This window comes from Lentzea sp. NPDC004789 (assembly GCF_053601075.1).
In genome coordinates this window covers 38,222-57,137 of record NZ_JBSGBE010000010.1, presented here as the reverse complement: position 1 = coordinate 57,137, position 18,916 = coordinate 38,222, and the positions used below count along the sequence as shown (strand labels likewise).

General features: G+C 70.6%; 17 protein-coding genes. 5 read left to right on the top strand and 12 right to left on the bottom strand.

The window, feature by feature from the left end; all coding sequences use genetic code 11:
- The first annotated feature begins 90 nt into the window (after nucleotides 1-90).
- Nucleotides 91-723, top strand: coding sequence for a transglycosylase SLT domain-containing protein (locus ACWEIJ_RS23135; RefSeq protein WP_449839286.1), 633 nt, complete (start codon nucleotides 91-93; stop codon nucleotides 721-723).
- Nucleotides 724-770: 47 nt separating this feature from the next.
- Here ACWEIJ_RS23135 and ACWEIJ_RS23130 read toward each other — a convergent pair whose 3' ends face one another.
- Genes ACWEIJ_RS23130 through ACWEIJ_RS23120 form a run of 3 tightly spaced genes read right to left on the bottom strand, consistent with a single transcriptional unit; the run spans nucleotide 771 to nucleotide 4,136 of the window.
- Nucleotides 771-1,757 carry a sporulation protein gene (locus ACWEIJ_RS23130; protein WP_449839285.1) on the bottom strand — a complete coding sequence of 329 codons (987 nt, stop codon included), beginning with the start codon at nucleotides 1,755-1,757 and terminating at the stop codon, nucleotides 771-773.
- Nucleotides 1,758-1,785: 28 nt separating this feature from the next.
- Complete coding sequence (locus ACWEIJ_RS23125) at nucleotides 1,786-2,841, bottom strand: hemolysin family protein (RefSeq protein WP_449839284.1); 1,056 nt, start codon at nucleotides 2,839-2,841, stop codon at nucleotides 1,786-1,788.
- A complete protein-coding gene (locus ACWEIJ_RS23120) occupies nucleotides 2,838-4,136 on the bottom strand; it encodes a hemolysin family protein (protein ID WP_449839283.1) in 1,299 nt (432 codons plus the stop codon). The genes ACWEIJ_RS23125 and ACWEIJ_RS23120 overlap by 4 nt, the downstream gene beginning before the upstream one ends.
- 131 nt (nucleotides 4,137-4,267) lie before the next feature.
- Here ACWEIJ_RS23120 and ACWEIJ_RS23115 point away from each other — a divergent pair, with 131 nt between their 5' ends.
- From ACWEIJ_RS23115 to ACWEIJ_RS23105, 3 genes are all read left to right on the top strand, one after another.
- Nucleotides 4,268-4,666 carry a MerR family transcriptional regulator gene (locus ACWEIJ_RS23115; protein ID WP_449839282.1) on the top strand — a complete coding sequence of 133 codons (399 nt, stop codon included), beginning with the start codon at nucleotides 4,268-4,270 and terminating at the stop codon, nucleotides 4,664-4,666.
- Nucleotides 4,667-4,745: 79 nt separating this feature from the next.
- Nucleotides 4,746-5,069 carry a YciI family protein gene (locus ACWEIJ_RS23110; RefSeq protein ID WP_449839281.1) on the top strand — a complete coding sequence of 108 codons (324 nt, stop codon included), beginning with the start codon at nucleotides 4,746-4,748 and terminating at the stop codon, nucleotides 5,067-5,069.
- Complete coding sequence (locus ACWEIJ_RS23105) at nucleotides 5,066-6,289, top strand: RNA polymerase sigma factor (RefSeq protein ID WP_449839280.1); 1,224 nt, start codon at nucleotides 5,066-5,068, stop codon at nucleotides 6,287-6,289. Before ACWEIJ_RS23110 ends, ACWEIJ_RS23105 begins: the two co-directional genes overlap by 4 nt.
- A gap of 308 nt (nucleotides 6,290-6,597) precedes the next feature.
- Here ACWEIJ_RS23105 and ACWEIJ_RS23100 read toward each other — a convergent pair whose 3' ends face one another.
- Nucleotides 6,598-7,080 (bottom strand): MarR family winged helix-turn-helix transcriptional regulator, encoded by a 483-nt coding sequence (locus tag ACWEIJ_RS23100; RefSeq protein ID WP_449839279.1) that lies wholly within the window; start codon nucleotides 7,078-7,080, stop codon nucleotides 6,598-6,600.
- Nucleotides 7,081-7,189: 109 nt separating this feature from the next.
- Between ACWEIJ_RS23100 and ACWEIJ_RS23095 the strand changes: the two genes are divergently transcribed.
- Nucleotides 7,190-8,110 (top strand): MBL fold metallo-hydrolase, encoded by a 921-nt coding sequence (locus ACWEIJ_RS23095; protein ID WP_449839278.1) that lies wholly within the window; start codon nucleotides 7,190-7,192, stop codon nucleotides 8,108-8,110.
- Nucleotides 8,111-8,114: 4 nt separating this feature from the next.
- Here ACWEIJ_RS23095 and ACWEIJ_RS23090 read toward each other — a convergent pair whose 3' ends face one another.
- The 8 genes from ACWEIJ_RS23090 to ACWEIJ_RS23055 all read right to left on the bottom strand — a co-directional run bounded on the left by ACWEIJ_RS23090 (nucleotide 8,115) and on the right by ACWEIJ_RS23055 (nucleotide 18,844).
- On the bottom strand, nucleotides 8,115-9,452 hold the full coding sequence (locus ACWEIJ_RS23090; RefSeq protein WP_449839277.1) for an FAD-binding oxidoreductase: 1,338 nt from the start codon (nucleotides 9,450-9,452) through the stop codon (nucleotides 8,115-8,117).
- Complete coding sequence (gene tsrT, locus ACWEIJ_RS23085) at nucleotides 9,449-11,134, bottom strand: tryptophan 2-C-methyltransferase (RefSeq protein ID WP_449839276.1); 1,686 nt, start codon at nucleotides 11,132-11,134, stop codon at nucleotides 9,449-9,451. Before tsrT ends, ACWEIJ_RS23090 begins: the two co-directional genes overlap by 4 nt.
- 23 nt (nucleotides 11,135-11,157) lie before the next feature.
- A complete protein-coding gene (locus ACWEIJ_RS23080) occupies nucleotides 11,158-12,351 on the bottom strand; it encodes an acyl-CoA dehydrogenase family protein (protein ID WP_449839527.1) in 1,194 nt (397 codons plus the stop codon).
- Nucleotides 12,352-12,369: 18 nt separating this feature from the next.
- Nucleotides 12,370-13,569 carry an acyl-CoA dehydrogenase family protein gene (locus ACWEIJ_RS23075; protein WP_449839275.1) on the bottom strand — a complete coding sequence of 400 codons (1,200 nt, stop codon included), beginning with the start codon at nucleotides 13,567-13,569 and terminating at the stop codon, nucleotides 12,370-12,372.
- Nucleotides 13,570-13,749: 180 nt separating this feature from the next.
- Entirely contained in the window at nucleotides 13,750-15,039 is a 1,290-nt protein-coding gene (locus tag ACWEIJ_RS23070; RefSeq protein ID WP_449839274.1) for an ATP-grasp domain-containing protein, read from the bottom strand.
- Nucleotides 15,036-16,304, bottom strand: coding sequence for a lysine N(6)-hydroxylase/L-ornithine N(5)-oxygenase family protein (locus ACWEIJ_RS23065; protein ID WP_449839273.1), 1,269 nt, complete (start codon nucleotides 16,302-16,304; stop codon nucleotides 15,036-15,038). The genes ACWEIJ_RS23070 and ACWEIJ_RS23065 overlap by 4 nt, the downstream gene beginning before the upstream one ends.
- A 90-nt stretch (nucleotides 16,305-16,394) precedes the next feature.
- Complete coding sequence (locus ACWEIJ_RS23060) at nucleotides 16,395-17,630, bottom strand: ATP-grasp domain-containing protein (protein WP_449839272.1); 1,236 nt, start codon at nucleotides 17,628-17,630, stop codon at nucleotides 16,395-16,397.
- Nucleotides 17,627-18,844 (bottom strand): MFS transporter, encoded by a 1,218-nt coding sequence (locus tag ACWEIJ_RS23055; RefSeq protein WP_449839271.1) that lies wholly within the window; start codon nucleotides 18,842-18,844, stop codon nucleotides 17,627-17,629. The genes ACWEIJ_RS23060 and ACWEIJ_RS23055 overlap by 4 nt, the downstream gene beginning before the upstream one ends.
- Nucleotides 18,845-18,916 lie beyond the last annotated feature (72 nt).

Below are 18,916 nucleotides of genomic sequence, written 5' to 3'. Positions count from 1 at the left end.
AAGGCTTGAGGTGCCCGTCACACGTTCGGCAGAGTCGCTACGATGGCGCCGGAGCTTCGAACGTCAGGAGTGCGTGATGGGCAAGCCGGCATGACCGCTCACGCCGGCCGGTTCGCGGTCCTGCTCGTCGCCGCGGCCGTCAGCGCCTGCACGGCGAGTCCGGCTCCCCCGGCGCCTCCGGTGACCACCACGTCGGCCCCGGCCCCGGTCACCTCGTCCTCGGCCGCCCCGGACGAACAGGACCCGAAGCGCTACGCGGCACAAGTCCGGCAACACGCCACGGCCGCGGGAGTGAGCGCGCAACTGCTGATGGCGATCCTCTACAACGAGTCGTACAAGCCGCACGACCCGGCGCTGGAACGGGCCTGGCAGAAGATGGACCCGGACGCGGCGTTCGGCGTGGCGAACATGCACAAGGCCGCGTTCGACGAGACCAAGCGGGGCCGCGACTTCGCTTCCCGCGACTGGCAGGAACTGCCGGACGACCCCGCCCTCGCGGTCGCCGCGGCGGCCTGGCACGTGCACGACCTCGCCGCGCAGCTGGCGCAGGCGAAGACCGAGGCCTACACCCACGAGGAACTGCTGGCACTCGGGTACAACGCGGGTGCGAGCACGATGCTGGCGGTCACGCGGGGCGCCGAGCCGAACGGCCAGGCGAAGTCCTATGTGGACAGGTTGCGGACGAACTGGACGAAGGCCGAGGAAGCGCTCCGCACCGGGTGAACGCCCGGCTCAGGGGGCACGTCCCCTGAGCCGGGCATCGGGTCACCTCACTCGTCGAAGGCGAAGTCCCCGCCGTCGTCCTCGAAGAACTCCTCGACGACCTCGCCGAGCACCATGCCGCCGACCACACCGGCCGCGCCCGCGGCGATCATGCCGCCGACGCCGGGACCGCCGCGGTGGTGACCGCCGTGGTGACCGTGCTGGTCGTAGCCGTGGTGACCGTAGGCCGGCTGGCCGCCGAACGCCGGGTTGTACCCCGCGTGGCCGCGCTGGGCGACCTGCGCGAGCCAGCCGTTGATCGCCGACGCCCAGTCGGTGGCCGGAGCCTCCTGGTGCGACACGCGGAAGTGCCCGAACGCGTCACCGCCCGAGCGGAACATGCCGCCGCGCTTGTCGGCCTCCAAGATCACGTACAGCTCGTGCGGGTTCGCCACGAAGGTCAGCTCGACCTCGTTGATCTGGCCGGCGTAGTGCGCCGGCGGGAAGAACTCGATCTCCTGGTAGAAACCGAGCTCCTGGGGCACGCCGTGCAGGCGGCCCGCCTCGACGTCGGCACTTCGGAACGTGAAACCGAGCTGCCCGAACGCGTTCAGCACCGCGTCCTGCGCGGGCAACGGGTGCACCAGGACCGGGTCGAGGTCGCCCTTGTCCGGGGCGCCCGCGATGACCAGCTCGGTGCGCACGCCGACGGTCATGCCGGGCAGCTGGCCGCCGCCGACCGCGGTGATCGGGGTCTCCCACGGGATCGGCAGCTGGAACGGAATCGCGAGGAACTGGCCCGCCGGGACGCGCACACCCTGCTGCACGATCATCCGGAAGAACTCGGAGACACCGCCGTACTCGTGGTCTCCGTGCTCCACCTCCACCCGCGTCACCAGCGACAGCACGACCTGGCCGATCTCAGCATCCGCGGTACCGCCCTGGATGCGCACCTGACCGGTGATCACCTGGCCGGGCACGGCGTGCGGCGAGTCCAGCACGGTGTCGACGGACGGTCCGCCGACACCGAACGCGCTGAGCATCCGCTTGAACAAGTCTCCTCCTGAGGGGACTGGGTGTGAGTTAGTTCTGGCGCACCGCAACGCGCGGTGCGTCGGTCTCGTCGTCGAAGTCGCCGATGAGCTCTTCGAGCAGGTCTTCCAGTGCGGCGATGCCGATCACGCGGTCGTCGGCGCCGGACACGAGTGCGAGCTGCGCGCGGTCGGCGCGCATCGCGGTGACCGCGGCGGCGACCGGCATCGAAGCGGACAACGTCAGCACCGGGCCCATGAGTTCCCGCGCCGCCGGATCGGTTCCGGCGGCCGTGGCGCGCATCGCCTCGCGGATGTGCACCAGGCCGACGAACTCGCCGCGCAGGTTCGTGACCGGGAAGCGCGACCGTCCACAGTGGAAACTGCGCCGTTCGATCGCGCGGGCGGTCGTGTGCTCGGTGACGGTCGAGGCCCGCGCGATCGGCACCATGACCTCGCGCAGCGTGGTCTGCTGGACCTGCAGCATGCGGGTGAGCAGGCGCTGCTGGTTCTCCGGGATGAGCCCGTGCTCGCCGGACTGGCGCACGAGCATCCGCAGGTCGTCCGGCCGGTGGGCCTGCGCCAGCTCGTCCTGCGGCTCGACCTTCATCAACCGCAGCAGGCCGTTCGTCGTCCGGTTCAGTCCACTAAGGAGCCAGCGGGCCGAGTGCGCGAACGCGCGGAACGGCAGCGCCAGCAGCAGCGCGGAGCGTTCCGGATGCGAGATGGCCCACGACTTCGGCGCCATCTCGCCGACCACCATGTGCAGGAACACCACCAGCACCAGGCTGATCGTGAACGCGATGCCGTACGCCACCGCGTCCGGCAGCCCGGCGAGCCTCAGCAGCGGCTCGAAGAGGTCGGCCACCGCCGGTTTCGCCAGTGCGCCCAGTCCGAGCGTGCACAGCGTGATGCCGAGCTGGGCACCCGCGAGCATCAACGACAGCTCGCGCACACCCGCGACGGCCGCGCGGGCCGCACGGGAGCTCTCCGCGTCCTGCTCCAGGCGGTGCCGCTTGGCCGCGATCAACGCGAACTCGGCGGCGACGAAGAAGGCGTTGAGCGCCAACAGGACCAGCGAGATCGCGAGAGACGTTCCGGTGCTCATCGGACCTCCTCCCGCACCCGTGCCGTCAGCACGACGGTGTCCGGCACGTTGCGCGTCACCGCGGCCACGAGCAGCGTGACGTCACCGGCCTCCACCTCGTCGCCCACCTCGGCGGTGCGGCCGAGCCGGTGCAGCACGAGGCCCGACACCGTGTCGTACGCGTCGTCGCCCGGCAGCGACACACCGGTCGCGTCCTCGATCTCGTCGAGCCGCATCCGGCCCGGCACCTGCCACTTCGTGTCGTCGACGCGTTCGATCGCGTCCTCGGTCAGGTCGTCCTCGTCGTGGATCTCGCCGACGAGCTCCTCCGCGAGGTCCTCCAGCGAGACGACCCCGGCGAACCCGCCGAACTCGTCCAGCACGCACGCGAGCTGGCGCCGCTCGGCCCGCAGCCGTTCCAGCACGGCCGGCAGCGGCAACGTCGCCGGGACGACGAGCGCGGAGGAGGCGATGTCACCGATCGGCGTGACCGGCCGTTGTTCCGGTGTCAGGGTCAGCACCTCGGCGAGTCCGACGACACCCCGGAGGTCGTCCAGGTCCCGGCCTGCCACGGGAAAGCGCGAGTGACCGGTGGCGAGCAGTTCCACCACGCGCGACGCGGGCTCGTCGAACCGCACCGACTCGACGTTCACCCGCGGCGTCATCGCCTGCTCGGCCACCAGCTCGCGGAAGTCCAGGCCGCGGTCGAGCAGCCGCGCCAGCTCGGGGTCCAGGTGCCCCTGCTCCCCCGCGTCGCCGACGATCTGCCTGAGGTCCTCGGGCGTCGCGCCCTGCGGCAGCTCCTCCACCGGTTCGATGCCGATGGCGCGCAACAGCCTGTTGGCCGCCGCGTCGAACAGGCGGATCACCGGGCCGGCGATCCTGAGGTAGACCAGCGTCGACGAGGCGAGCCACTTCGCGAGCGGCTCGGGCTTCGCGATCGCGAGGTTCTTCGGCAGCAGCTCGCCCAGCACCATCTGCACGACGGTCGCGAAGACCAGCGCCACGGCCATCGACAGCGGCACACCGACCGAGGCGGGCAACCCGAGCAGGTTCACCAGGCCCGTGCCCAGCAGCGGTTCCGCGACGTAACCGGCCAGCAGCGCGGTCACCGTGATGCCGAACTGCGCGCCGGACAGCATGAAGGACAGCTTCCGCGTCACCAGCAGCGCGCGGTCGGCGGCTTTGTCGCCGGACTCGGCCAGCTGCCGCAGCCGGCCCCGGTCGACCGCCATGTAGGCGAACTCCTGGGCCACGAAATAGCCGGTGGCGAGGGTCAGAGCCACGATCGCCAGCAGGCCGGAGAAGATCAACATGCCGCACCCGCGGCGGTGAGAACGTTCAGCCGGGCTCGCCCCGGCGTACTACTGCAGCCGTCTGTGTCGGCTTCGTCAGGCATGGACCAACAGTAGCACGTGGCACTGTATGGTTTACGGAGGAGGTGCACGTGACTGAAGCGTTGCTCAAGATCGGCGAACTGGCCGCGCGAGCCGGCGTCAGCATCCGCACCGTCGACTACTACACGACGCTGGGGCTGATCAGCCCGGCGCAGCGCACCGCGTCGAACTACCGTCTCTACTCCCCCGCCGACGTGGACCGGATCCACCTGGTTCAACGTCTGGAGGTCCACGGAGTTCCCCTGGAGGAGATCTCGACGGCGCTGAGCGCCCGGCAGGCCGACGTCGCGGCGATCCTCGGCCGCGTCGACACCGACCTGCAGTCCCTCCAGGCCGCCGCGGACGCCGCCTCGCCGGAGCTGCAGGGCCTGCTCGCGGTCATCGCGACGAGGGTGCACTCGTTGATCACCATCGCCCTGCAGATCTCGCCGGACACGCTGCTGCCCTGAAAGATCTTCGGCGGAGATTGTCGGATCGGGGGCGTGGTCTTCGTAGCAGTGGTGAACGACCACGAGAGAGGATCTGCGGATGCGCTACCTGGTTTCTGTGATCGACGACAACGAAAACCCCGGCAGGACGGACACCCAGCCCGCCATCAGCGAGTTCAACGAGAGGCTGATCGCCGAGGGCTACTGGGTCTTCGCGGGCGGGCTCGCGGACACCGCCACGGCCACGGTCGTCGACAACCGCGGCGAGCAGGCGGTGTTCAGCGACGGGCCGTTCGTGGAGTCCAAGGAGTACCTCGCCGGCGTGTGGGTGTGGGAGGCCCCTGACCTCGACGTGGCGCTCAAGCTCGCCGCCGAGGCGTCGAAGGTCTGTCAGCGCAAGATCGAGGTGCGGCCGTTCCTGTGATCGACGTCCGGGACGCGGTCGCCCTGGCCCACCGCGAGGAGTGGGCCAGGGTGGTCGCCGCGCTCACCAGGCGCTTCGGTGACCTCGACCTCGCCGAGGAGTCGGCGGCCGAGGCGTTCGCGACCGCCGTCGAGCGGTGGCCTGCCGACGGCGTGCCGCCCAACCCCGGTGCCTGGCTGACCACCACCGCCACCCGCAAGGCCATCGACCGGATCCGGCGCGAGAACAAGCGCGACGACAAGCAGAAGGAGGCCCGGATGGCGTACGACGACGACCCGCCCGAGCCTCTCGGCGTCATCGACGACGACCGGCTGCGGCTGATCTTCACGTGCTGCCACCCGGCGCTGGCGATGGAGTCGAGGCTGGCGTTGACGCTGCGGATGGTCGGCGGCCTGACCGTGCCCGAGATCGCCCGCGCGTTCCTGGTCGCCGAAGGTGCCGTGGGGCAGCGGATCACCCGCGCGAAGGCCAAGATCAAGGCGGCGCGCATCCCGTACCGGGTGCCGTCCGCCGAGGACCTCCCGGCCCGCGTCACCGGGGTGCTCGCCGCGCTCTTCCTCGTGTTCAACGAGGGCTACCTGGCCACCGGCCCGGACACCGATCCCGTGCGGCAGGACCTGACCACCGAGGCGATCCGGCTCACCCGGCTCATCCACGCGCTGCTGCCGGACGACGGCGAGGTGACCGGGCTGCTGGCGTTGATGCTGCTCACCGAGGCCCGGCGGCCCGCCCGCGTCTCGAACGGCGAACTGGTCGCCCTCGACGAGCAGGACCGCGGTGCCTGGGACACGGCGATGATCGCCGAGGGCCACCGGCTGGTGCGCGAACGCCTCGCCACCGGGGTGGCGCCGGGCCGCTACCAGGTGCTGGCCGCGATCAACGCCGTGCACACCTCCGCCCGCGACATCCGCGACACCGACTGGTCGCAGATCCTCGCGCTCTACGACCTGCTCGTCCGCCTCGACCCGTCCCCGATCGTGGCCCTCAACCGGGCCATCGCCCTCGCCGAGCTCGACGGCCCGGAGGTGGCGCTGGCCGCCGTAGACCGGCTGGCGGACCGGCTGGACGGCTACCACCCGTTCCACGTCACCCGCGCGGACCTGCTGCGGCGGCTCGGCCGCAGCGAGGAGTCGCGGGCGGCCTACGACCGGGCGATCGAGCTGGCGGGCAACACCGCGGAGACGGCCTACCTGGCCCGTCGCCGCGACCAGCTGCGGTGACGGGCCAGCCCCAGGTCATTTCGCCCATGGCGACCTTCGCGCCGATGATCATGCCGGTGGTCCGGGTAGCGCCTCGGTCAGGGCCGGGCCGTCCACAGCGGACGCCAGTTCCTCCTCGAAGGCGAGGAGGTGCTCGCGCGCGTTCGCGATGGCGGTGACGTCGGCCGGTGCGCCGGGCAGCCGGTGCCCCCCGCACGACCAGCTCCGGGCCGAGCGCCTCCACGGACGAGACCTCGCTTCAGGTCACGTCTGCCCCGCACAGGCGACTGTCTGACACAACAGCATCTTCCTGCGCGGGGTGTTCCCGGTCACGCCAGCAGGTCCCGTGCCGCGTGGCTGAGGATCCGCAGGTCCTCCGCGAACCGCTCGCGGTGCGCCTCCGGCACCGGTTCGACGAAGTAGCGCCTGATGTTCTCCAGATGCACCCGCGAGGCCCGCACCGCCGTCTCCTCCCCCGCCTCGGTCAGCCGGACGAGCCGCCCGCGCCGGTCGTCGGGGTCGGGGGTCCGTTCCACCAGCCCGGCCGCCTCCATCCGGTCCACCAGTCGCGTCACGCCGCCGCTGCTGAGCACCTGCTCCCGCGCGATCACGCCCATCGGCAGTCCCGGTTCGCCCGCGCGGCCGAGGATGAGCAGCACCTCGTACATCAGGTGGCTGATCCCGCACTCCGCCTCGATCGCCCGGCCCAGCACGTGTTCCAGCCGGGTGGCCGCGCCCTGCAGCCGGCCGAAGGACACGATCAGCTCGTGCCGGGCCGCCTCCGCCGCCGTCGAGATCGGAGCCTCGTCCACCACGCGCACCACCCGTTCGTCACCTCGCCGTCGCCGACTGGATCATCGTCGATGCGGCGGCCCCTGTCGCGTGGCCAGCGCGACCGGGCCGCCGGTTAGGTTGTGCGCCATGACCTCGCAACCCTCGCTGCAGGAAGTCGCACCCGGTGTGCACGCGTGGATCCAGCCGGACGGCACGTGGTGGATCAACAACGCGGGCGCCGTCCACTCCGGAGGCGAAGTCGTGCTCGTCGACACGTGCGCGACCGCCCGCCGCACGCGGCTCTTCCTCGACGCGGTCGACGCGGCCACGGGCGGGGCGCCCGTCCGCCTCGCGCTGAACACTCATCTGCACGGCGACCACGTGTACGGCAACGCGTTGCTGCCGGACTCCACCGTGATCGTGGCGCACGAGCACACCCGTCAGGGCATCCTGCAGGACTTCATCCTCGCCGCGACGCCGCCGGTGTGGTCGCCGGCGCCGCAGTGGGGTGTCGACGCGGTCCGCGCCCCGACGCTGTCGTTCCGCGACGAGGTCACGCTGTACGCGGGGACGAAGCCGGTCGTGGTGCGGCATCCCGGTCACGCCGCCCACACCGCCGGCGACGCGGTGGCCTGGCTGCCGGAGGAACGCGTGCTGTTCGCCGGTGACCTGGTGTTCCACCGGGTCACGCCGATGATCGCGATGGGCTCGCTGGACGGCGCGCTGCGATCGCTCGACTGGCTGGCCGCGTTCGAACCGGCCGTCGTGGTGCCCGGCCACGGGCCGATCGTGACCGGGGCGGACTTCGCCGCGGTGCTCGACGAGCACCGGCGGTACTACGGGTTCGTGCGCGACACGGCCGTGGCGGGACGGGAGAAGGGCTGGACGCCGCTGGAGGCGGCGCGGGAAGCCGATCTCGGCGAGTTCGCCGATCTGCCGGACGCCGAACGCCTGGTGCTCAACCTGCACCGCGCCTATGCCGACGCGGACGGGGTGGAGATCAACGTGACCGCCGCGCTCGGTGACGCCATCGCCTACCACGGCGGTCCGCTGGCGTGTTCGGTGTGAGCGCTCACACCGCCTGGGAGAACCGGAAGAACCGGTCCGGGTCGTAGCGGCGCTTCACCTCGGCCAGCCGGGCGAGGTTCGGTCCGTGGTAGGCCTGCCGCCAGTCGGCCAGGTCGGGGTCGGTGAAGTTCAGGTACGACGCGTTGTCGGTGTGCTCGGCGATGTCCTCGTGCAGCGCGGTCAGCCACTCCAGGTTGTCGCGCACCACCTGCGGGCTGTCCGACGACGTCCACGAGGTGTCCAGCGACACCAGGAACAACGCGTCGCGGTGCGGGAACGCGGTCTCCGTCACGCCGACCGCGTTGATCGCGCCGCCCCAGCCGAACAGGGCCGCGCCGCCGCCGTCGGGATTGCTGCTGCCCGGCCACTTCCCGACGGCCGTGACGAGCGTGCGCACCGCTTCTTCCGGCAGTGGCACGGAGGTCGTGCGGGTGCGGCCCGCGAACGCGCCACCGGCCGTCTCGTGGTGCACGTACTCCACGGCCTCCCAGTAAGTCCGGTCCTCGATGTCGCAGCGGAACGGGCGGGTCGCGGTCAACGGGGCGAGCAGCGTGCGCAGCTCGTCCGCCGAACCCAGGTGCCAGCCGATCACGGACACCATGCCGCCGCTGGTGAGGCCGATGCGCAACGACAGCGCGTCCGGGGCGGTGCGCTGGATCTCCTGCGCCACCAGCAGGACGTCGACCGCGTGGCCGAAGTCCCACAGCAGCAGGCAGGTCGCGCTGTCCACGACCGGACGGGCCTGGAACGTGAACGAGGTGTTGACGCCGAAGTTGCCGCCGCCACCGCCGCGGCACGCCCAGAACAGGCCGGGGTTCTCGGTGGCCGAACACGTCACCGTGCTGCCGTCGGCGAGCACGACGTCGGTGCTCACGAGCGCGTCGCAGGTCAGGCCGAACGCCCGTGACACCGCCGCCACTCCCCCGCCCAGGGTGAGGCCGCCGACGGCGACCTCGTCCGAGTTGCCCAGCGGGAACGCGATGTCGTGCGGCCGCAACGCCTCGTACAGCGCGCGCATCCGCGTTCCGCCGCCGACCGTGACCAGGGCCGTGTCCGGATCGACGTGGACGTCCGCGAGTCCGCGCAGGTCCAGGACCAGTCCGGTGTTGACGGACGTGCCGGCGTAGCTGTGGCCACCACCACGGGCCACGAGCGGCACGTCGTTCTCCCGTGCCCACCTGATGGCCGTGCCGACGTCGTCCGCGGCGGCGACGGACAGCACCGCCGCCGGGACGATGTCGGCGTAACGGTCGTTGAACGGCTTGCTGCCCGACGTGAAGCCGTCGTCGCCGGGCAGCAGCACCCGGCCGCGGACCTGGGCCGCGAGGCTGTCGAACGTCACCGGACGACCCCCGCCAGCAGGGCCTCGCGCAGGATCTCCTCGCGTTCCCGCCAGTGCGACCAGAACGCGCCCTTGTAGCCGAGGCTGGTCAGGCCGATGAGGAACGGGTTGTCGGCGTAGTTGTTCTCCGACTCGCTCATGCCCGCGAGCGTCGGCAGCATCACGCGGTGGTGGTCCGCCGGGTCGACGAGCGACCACAGGTACTCGACCGTGCGCGACCAGCGGCCGTTCGGATCGGTGTTGGTGCCCGCGTCCTCCAGCAGGTCCGGCGAGAAGTAGCAGACGAGCCGGAACTCGCCGCGCTCGTCGAACATGAACTGCCGCTCGTACTCGACCAGGTTCGCGCACATCGACAACGGCTTGAGGACGATCGGCCCGGTCGCGGTGTTCGACTGCAGGCCCGGCATCGTGCGGACACCGGCGCACTGCTCGGCGAGCGAGATGCCGAGCGGGTGGTGCGGGAAGAGCCGCAGCCCCAGCGAGAACGCGGTCACCGTCGCGTCCAGCGCCATGAACGCCCGCACGCAGTCGCGCATCGTGTCCCAGGTCTCGCCCGGCATCGCGAACAACGCCTCGACCATCGTCTTGATCCCGCGCTCACGGCACAGCCGCACGAGCCGTTCGGTGTCCTCGAACGTGTAGTACGTCGTGCCCTTGCCGGTGACCTTCCAGTTCGCCAGCACGTCCGCGCGGATGTGGTCGCTGCCGACGTTCACGCCCTGGCAGCCCGCCGCGGCCAGCAGATCCGCGAACTCCTCGTCGAACGGCGAAGGCTGGCAGTACACCCACAACCGCAGGTCGTTCAACGGGTTGGCGGCGCTGGCGTGCTTGCGGCGCACGATCTCGCGCAGCACGTTCTTGGCGTGCTGGATCGACAGGTTGAACTCGCTGTCGGTGGTGTGCTGGTCGAGAATCCCCTGCGCGGCGAGGGACTGCATCTCGTCCACGACGGCGGCGACGTCCCGGCGGGCCACGGCACCGCCCTTGGCGTCGGGCTCGACGCAGTGCGCGCACCGGTACACACAGCCGGACTTGGTCAGGATGCCCGCGAGACCACCGCGCCGGTAGTACTCGCCGTTGTCCACCTTGTACTTGTCGCCGGATCGCCTGACGTACGTGCCGGCACCGTCGACCTGCCACGTCTTGACCACGGTCGGCCCGACCAGCGGGCGCGGGGTGAGGATGCCGGACGTGCGGACGATCCCGTCCGGGGTGTTGCGGATCAGACCGTCCACAGTGGCCGGATCGCGGCCGGTGGCGAGTGCGTCGGCGAGGTCGACGACGATCACCTCGCCCGGCCCCTTCACGCCGAAGTCGACGCCGAAGTAGTCGACGAGTGCGAACGGCATCGTGGAGAAGCCGATGCCGCCGGCGACGAGCGGCGCGTCCGTCAGCCGGGTGATCTCGGTGATGATCTCCTTGTGCTCACCGACGAACGGGCGCTGCTCGAACGCGTACACGGTGTCGGTGTTGCGCACCGTGATGCCGACCAGCATCGGTTCGCGAGTGGTGAAGTACTCCGTCAGGAACGTCTTCCAGTCGTCGCGGTGGAACGTCAGGTCCACCACCTCCACCTCGAACCCGGCGCTCTCCAACGACGTGGTGAGCACGTCGAGCGCGTAAGGCGCGATCGGCGGATGCACCTTGTTCGGGTTGACCAGTGTTACCAGGCCTCTGCTCATCGGTTTTCCCCCGCTGGTCAGGACTAGACGATGCCGAGGGCGATGCCGAACTCGGGCTTGGCGTTCAACAGGTAGGCGCCGGCGGACTGGAGGATCCGGTCCTGCGCCGCGAGGTGCTGGCAGATCGTGGCCGTGTCGCGCAGCCAGCGGTCCATCGGCGACGACCGGTGGATCGACCACGTCTGCAGCAGGTCGAACAGGCGGTTCACGATCGAGCGCGACATGCGGAACGCGTGCACCCACGACAGCGGGCAGGCCGCGCGGTCGATCGGGTCGAGGTCGTCGAGCGTGCCACCGGCGGCGAGGACCTCCCACTGGCGTTCCAGCGCGCCGTAGACGCCCGCGCGGGTGGCGTTGAAGTCCGCCTCGCACTCCGCCAGCGTCACCTGCACGCGCCAGATGTCCGCCCAGTCCGTGCCCGTCATGCGGTCGACGCGCTTCAGCACGCATTCCCGGGCGTAGTCCAGTGCGGCTCGCGCGACGCCGAGCGAGACGCCGCACATCGTGCGGGTGAACGCGTCGGGCTGGGCGAGCGGCCCGCGGCGGCCGCGCACGTTGTCGAAGCTGAACGAGTGCTCCTCCGGCACGAAGACGTCGGTCATCGTGTAGTCGCAGCTGCCGCTGCCGCGCAGGCCGGTGGTGTCCCAGTTGTCGATCACCTCGACCTGGTCGCGCGGCACGAGGAACTGGCGCGACTCGTGCGGGTTGCTGCCGTCCGGGCTCGCGTACTTCCGCCCGTCCTGGTAGACGAAGCCGCCGGAGATCACCCAGTCGGCGTGGCCGATGCCGCTGCCGAACGGCCAGCGCCCGCTCAGCCGGTAGCCGCCGGGCACCTTCTCGGCGCGGCCGGAGGGTTGCAGCAGGCCGGCGACGATCTGGTCGGGGTTCGGGAACATCTCCTTCGCCACCACCGGGTCGATGAACTCGGCGTAGATGCCGGTGTTCGACCCGATCATGGAGCACCAGCCGACCGAGGCGTCCCCGTAGGACAGCGCCTCGACGACCTCCAGCTGCTGCATCGAGGTCAGTTCCAGGCCACCCCAGTGCTTTCCGAAGCACATGCGGAAGACCCCGTTGTCCCGCAACGTGTCCACGATGTCCTGCGGCAGGTGCCGCAGCTGCTCGATCTCGGCGGACCGTTCGCGCAGCGACGGCGCCAGCGCCTTGGCGCGCGCGATGAGCTCTGCCGCGGTCTGCGCCGCGGGCGTCCTCGTCATGGTCACCCTGAACTCCCCCTACTTGACGATGCCGAGGCAGATGCGGAACTTGGGCCGGCGACCGAGCAGGTACGCGCCCGCGGACTCGAGAATCGCGTCCTGCGCCGAGAGGTTCTGGCACATGGTCGCGGTGTCGCGCAGCCAGCGGTCCATCGGCGAGGACCGGTGGATCGACCATGTCTGCAACAGGTCGAACAGCCGGTTGACGATCGAGCGCGACGTGCGGAACGCGTGCAGCCACGCGATCGGTGACGCGGCGCGTTCGTTCATCGTGAGGTCGTCGAGCGTGCCGCCGGACGACAGGACCTCCCACTGCCGCGTCATCGCGGAGTAGACGCCGTTGCGGGTGGCGTTGAAGTCGGCCTCGCACTCGGCGAGCGTCACCTGCACGCGCCAGATGTCCGCCCAGTCGGTGCCGGTCATGCGATCGACGCGCTGCAGCACGGTTTCGCGGGCGTGGTCCAGCGCCGCCCGCGCGACACCGAGCGGAACACCGCACAGGCTGCGCATGAAGGATTCGGGCTGTGCCAGCGGGTGCGGCTCGCAGCGCGGGTTGTCGAACGTCAGCGTGTGCTCCTCCGGCACGAACACGTCCGTGATCCGGTAGTCGGAGCTGCCGGTGCCGCGCAGGCCCGTGGTGTCCCAGTTGTCCAGGATCTGCACCTTGTCCCGCGGCACCAGGAACTGGCGCGACTCGTGCGGGTTGCTGCCGTCCGGGCTCGCGTACGGCTCGCCGTTCTCGAACACGAACGCACCGGACATCACCCAGTCGGCGTGGTGGATGGTGCTGCCGAACGACCATTGGCCGCTGAGCCGGAACCCGCCGGGCACCTTGTCCGCGCGCCCGGCAGGGGCCAGCACGCCGGCGGTGACCATGTCCAGCCGCGGGTAGACCTCGCGCACGACGTCCGGTTCGAGGAAGTTCGCCAGCAGCCCGGTGTTCGCGCCGATGATGCCGCACCACGCGGCGGACGCGTCGCCGTACGCGAGTGCCTCGGCGACCTGCGTCTGCTCCATCGAAGTGAGCTCGGGACCGCCCCACTCGCGGCGGAAGCACATGCGGTGCACGCCGGTGCCGCGCAGCAGCTCGACGACGTCGGGCGGGAGATGTCCGGCCGCCTCGATCTCGGCCGACCGCTCGCGCAGCACCGGCGCGAGGGCCTTGGCGCGGGCGATGATCTCGGTCGCCGTGCGGGGCTCGTCGGCCACCGTGGTCATGTTGTCGCTCCTCAGAGTCGTCACTCGTCCACACCCCCAAGCCCGGCAAGCGCGAGGGCCGCGTCAGCGACCGTGGCCATCTGTTCGCTCCTCACGCCCGTCACTCGTCCACGTCCAGAAGCCCGGCTGCCGCCAAGGCCGCCTCAGCCACCGTGGACACCTGCTCGCTCCTCACGCCCGTCACTCGTCCACGTCCAGAAGCCCCGCGGGCATCGCGAAAGGCGCGTCGGGGTCGGCGGGCCCGACCGGTTCGGTCTCCAGCTCGACCAGGGCGGCGGCGGTCTCCAGCCGCTCCAGGCAGGTCTGCATGTCGTCGGCCTCGCACACGACGAACGAGTGCCGCGCCAGGTAACCGCCGGGCGGCAGGCGCAACGTCGTGCCGGGCTCGCACATCGGCGAGGTCGCGACCAGGCCGGGTGCCTCGGCCGGCAGCGTGATCGACTTCAGCAGGCAGTCCTGCTCCGGGATGCCGAAGCGGATGCCCGCGACGCGGCGGTGCGTCGGCGTGATGTCCGGCCGCTGCCCGGTCGTGACGTCGAACAGCACCTCGCCGGGCTCGATGCCGGTGGCGGTGCGGCCGAGGAACGGGATGAGGTCGCCGCCGAGACGGCCGTTGATCTCGATGATCAGCGGGCCGCGGTCGGTCAGCCGCACCTCGCTGTGCGTGATGCCGTTCTCGATGCCCAGCGCCTGATGTGCCTTCGCCAGGTGCCGCATGAGGTCCTGGTCGTCGAGCAGCGGGTCGTTCGCGTCGACGACGTGCCCGACCTCCTCGAAGTACGGGTGGTCGCTGGAGTGCTTGCGCGCCACGAACATCGGCAGGTACTCGCCCTTGTGGACGGCGCCGTCGACGCTGATCTCGGGGCCGGGCGCGTAGCGCTCGACGATCGCGCTCGCCCGGTACGGGCCGGGGTCGACCTCGCTCGCCGACAGCGCGGTGTGGAACGCCTCGTCGAGCTCGGCCTCGTCGGTGGCGAAGACGACGCCGATGCTGGCACCCATCGCGCGCGGTTTGATCACGACCGGGTAGCCGATCCGTTCCGCCGCGGCACGGGCCTGCTCGACGGTGGTGGTGAGCTCGAAACCGGGCTGGTGCAGGCCCGCGGCGGTGAGCACGGCACGGGTGCGTTCCTTGTCGCGGCAGCCGCGCACGCCCGCGGCGGACAGGCCCGGCACGCCGAACTCGGCGGCCAGCAGGCCCGCGTCGAGCACCAGCGGTTCGTCCCAGCACATCAGGCCGACGACGTTGCGGCGGGCCACGACCTCGCGGGCGGCGTCGCCCATGACGTCGGAGTCGAAGACGTTCGCGACGATGATCTCGTCGAAGTACTGGCGCTGCCAGGTGGGCTTGAGGTTGTTGATCAGGACCAGGTCGATGCCCGCGGCCTTGGCGCGCCGGGCGATCGGCGCGACGAGGTACTCGCGGTAGACCTTGAGGCCGCTGCCGATGACGAGGATCGCGGGGTTCATGCCTTCACTCCAGTGCGGCGGGCGAGGAGGTCGGTGAGGATGTCCTGCGAGCGGTGGGCGATGACGCTGATCAGCGAGTCGGCGATGCCGTGCGTCTCCTCGTTCACGCCCTGCAGGTACATGGCGCCCCAGGCGGAGTCGCCGAGGTCGACGCGGTAGCAGCGGCTGACGTTGATCTCGGCGAGGCCGGCGCGTTCGGCCAGGTCGCGGACCAGCCACGGCATGCGCGGGTCGTAGCCGGTGCCCAGCAGCACGAGGTCGCAGTGCAACGGCTCGACCTTGCCGCTCATGCGGTCGCGCAGGTCGAGGACCACTTCGTCGTTCTCCACGCGGGCGGCGACGACCTCGGTCATCGGCCGCACCCACGAGCGCTGCGGTCCGAGCGTCTTCTGCTGGTAGAGCATCGTGTAGAGGTTGTCGAGGAACTCGGGCGCGAGACCGGCGTAGTTCGTCAGGCGCATCTCGTCGAGGATCTGCCTGCGCACCTCGGGCGGGCTGTCGTAGAACTCGTCGACGAACGACGGGTAGAACAGCTCGTTCACGAACTTGCTGTGCTGGTAGTTCTGCAGGCCGATCGACCGGACGACCATGGTCACCTGGCTCTCGGGCAGGTTCTGGTGCAGCGCGTAGAACATCTCGGCCGCGCTCTGCGCCCCGCCCACGACCACCGCGCGCACCGGCTGGTCCTTGGGGATCTGCGCGATCCTGGTGCGGTACTGGGCGCTGTGCACGATCCGTTCGGCCGGCAACTCGCCGAACACGTCCGGGATGCGCGGGTCGCGGCCGCCACCGACCACGAGGTCGCGGCACCGGATCCGGTCACCGTCCACGAGGGACACCTCCCAGCCCGTGATCGTGCCGTCGTCCGACCGGGTCGGCTCGATGCTCTGCGCGCGGGAGTCGTAGCGGATCTGCACGCGTTCCAACGACTTCGCGGCCCACTGCAGGTAGTCCGACAGCTCCCAGCGGAACGGGCTGAAGGTGCCGAGGTTGCAGAACTCGTCGAGCCGTCCCTGGGAGTGCAGGAAGTTGAGGAACGAGAAGCGGCTGCGCGGGTTGCGCAACGTCACCAGGTCCTTGAGGAACGAGACCTGGCTGCGCGCCCACGGCATGAGCAGGTTGCGCTGCCACTTGACGTCCGGGCTCTGCTCCAGCAGGAGGGTGCTCTCCGCCAGGTCCGACTCGGACTCCTCGATCGCGACGGCGAGCGCCAGGTTCGCCGGTCCCGCGCCGATCGCCAGAACGCCGACTTCTCGGTCAGTCACAGTGCCCCCTCGATGGTTTCGCGGCCGAAACTGAAGCTAGACAACGGAGTTCCCCGAGAAGAAGAGGAACCGTTCCCGACCGGCCGGGAATTACCGGACTTCGATGTGGACGGTCGCGGCCGCGTTCTCCGCGCGGCGCAACGCTTCCGCGGCCGTGTCGCCGGTGGCCATGACGATGCCCGCGCGGTCCCACGAGCTGCGCAGGCCGTCGAACCGCTGCCCCGGCGCGACCGTCACCTGCAACAGGTGCACGCCGTCGAGCTGCCGGGCCTCGTCCACGCCCTCGACGCTCTCGACCTGGCCGGGCTCGATCGTCAGGAACCGCACGGCCGCACCGGCTTTCGCCCGTGCCGGCAGGTCGCTGGGCGGGTCCTCGCCCTTGAGCACGGCGTAGTAGCAGCGCAGCAGCTCGACGGGATAGGCGAGCTGGATGACGTCCAGGATGCCGTCGCCCGCCAGCCTGCCCGCGCACTCGACGAGGTGCGGGACGCCGTCGGAGACGATCCACTCGCAGTGCACGATGCCGTCGCGGAACCCGGTCGCGTCCACCACCCGCGCCGTCTCCTCCTTGAGCAGCTCGTCGAGCTCCGCAGGGATGTCCGCCGGCACGATGTGCGCGAGCTCGACCGGGCGCGGGCCGGGGACCAGTTGCTTGCCGGTGACGTTGGCCCACAGCGGTTCTCCGCCGCGCACCAGCATCTCGACGCTGAACTCCTCGCCGTCGACGAACTCCTCGGCGAGCATGGAGAGCTCCATCGGCCGGTCCGGGACGAAGACACCCTCGTCCTGCGCCGTGCAGTGCGCCCAGGCCCGTTCGACCTCGTCCGGGTCGTGGATCACCTGCGTGCCCACGGACGCCTGCCGGTTCGACGGTTTGAGCACGATCGGCCCGCCGCGCAGGAACGCCAGGACGTCGGCGGGGCTCGTGACGCGGACGCTGGCCGGGTTCGGGATGCCGGCGGCCGCCGTGACGCGGCGCAGCAACGCCTTGTCCCGCATGATCTGCGCCGCGCCGAACGTCGCACCGGGCAGCCCGTAGCGTTCAGCGAGACGGGCGGCGAACGGGGTGGCGTACTCGATCGCCGGGACGACCGCCGCGGGATCGAGGTCGCGGTAGGTGTGGAAGAACTCGTCCGCCTTGCCCTGCGTGAGGTACTCCCACTCGATCAGCCCGCGGACGAAACCGACGCCCTCGATCTGGTCGCGCACGTGCCGCTTGCGCACCACGTCCGGTTCCTCGACGTAGATCACCGAGTCGTCCGGCTGGAACTCCGCGACCAGGCCGATCGTGACGCCGACGAAGCCGACGACGATGACGGGCTTCATGCCGCACCCGCCTCGACGGGTTCGTTCACGACGCGGACGCCGTACACCGCGAGCAGCCCGGCCACGCCGTTGACCAGCGCGATCACGATCCAGAACGCCCCGCCCAGGGAGTTGAACGTGAACACGCCGAACAGCGGTCCGATCGCGGACGCGAGCCCGATCACCGCCTGCATCGTGCCGATGTAGCGGGACTTGTAGGCCGCCGGGAACTTCGCCGGGTGCGCGAACATGGTCGGCCCGGCGATCATCAACCCGCTCACCGCGAACACCGCGCCGAGGACCACGAACGTCCCGGACTGCACGGCGAGGGCGTAGAGGACGAAGCCGAGCGAGTTCACCAGGTGCCCGGCGAGCACGGCCACGTGCGCCGGGATCTTGACGATGTACGACGTGATCTTCAGCTCGCACGTGATGAGCACCAGCGACGAGATCGTGAGCACCGCGCTGTAGAGGCCGGTCGGGTACTTGTCCGCGACGATCTCCAGCGGCAACGCCGTGGTGGACTGCGCGTACGCGATCGTGCCGAGGAACACCGCCGCCAGGTAGGCGAGGTACTTGCGGTCACCCGCCATCCGGGCGTACGCGGTCCGCGCGTCCACAGTGGACTTCTCCTCGTGCTCCTCCTCCGGTGCCTCGACGCGAGGCAGCAGCGAGTACGCGAGGAGCGCGTACAGCAGCGCCGTGGCGCCGTCGAGGTAGAAGAGCAGGTCCCAGTCGACGAGGATCAGGCCCGCGGCGATGAGCGGGGCGAGCGCGGCGCCGGTGTTCAGCGCGATGCGCATCATCGAGAACGCCATCACCTGGTGCTCTTCGGGCATCAGGTCGCTGAGCAGCACCGCCGCGGCCGGCCGGTACGCCTGCGTCACCAGACCCGCGAGCCCCACCACGACGAACAGCACCACCGGCATCTTGGCCACGAACGGGATCGACGCCACCAGCGGCGCGGACGCCAGCATGGCCGCGGTGATCGTCGTGCGCGGCCCGAGCCGGTGCGTGAGCTCACCGCCGAGCAGCGTGCCGAAGATCGACCCGACGCTGTAGGCGGCGAGGCACAGGCCGGCGATGCCGACCGCGTCGCCGCGGAAGGTCAGGTACAGCAGGATGAACGTCTGGACGAACGCGCCGAGCTGGTTGATCAGCACGCCGCCGAGGAGGTAGCGGACTGGTGCGGGGGTCGCGCGCAACGTGGCGAACACCCCGTTGTTGTCGGACATCAGGTTGCCTCCTCAGGGGCGTTGACTGCAGGTTCGGCGGCCTGTGCCGAACCGGAACTGCTGCTGCCGGAC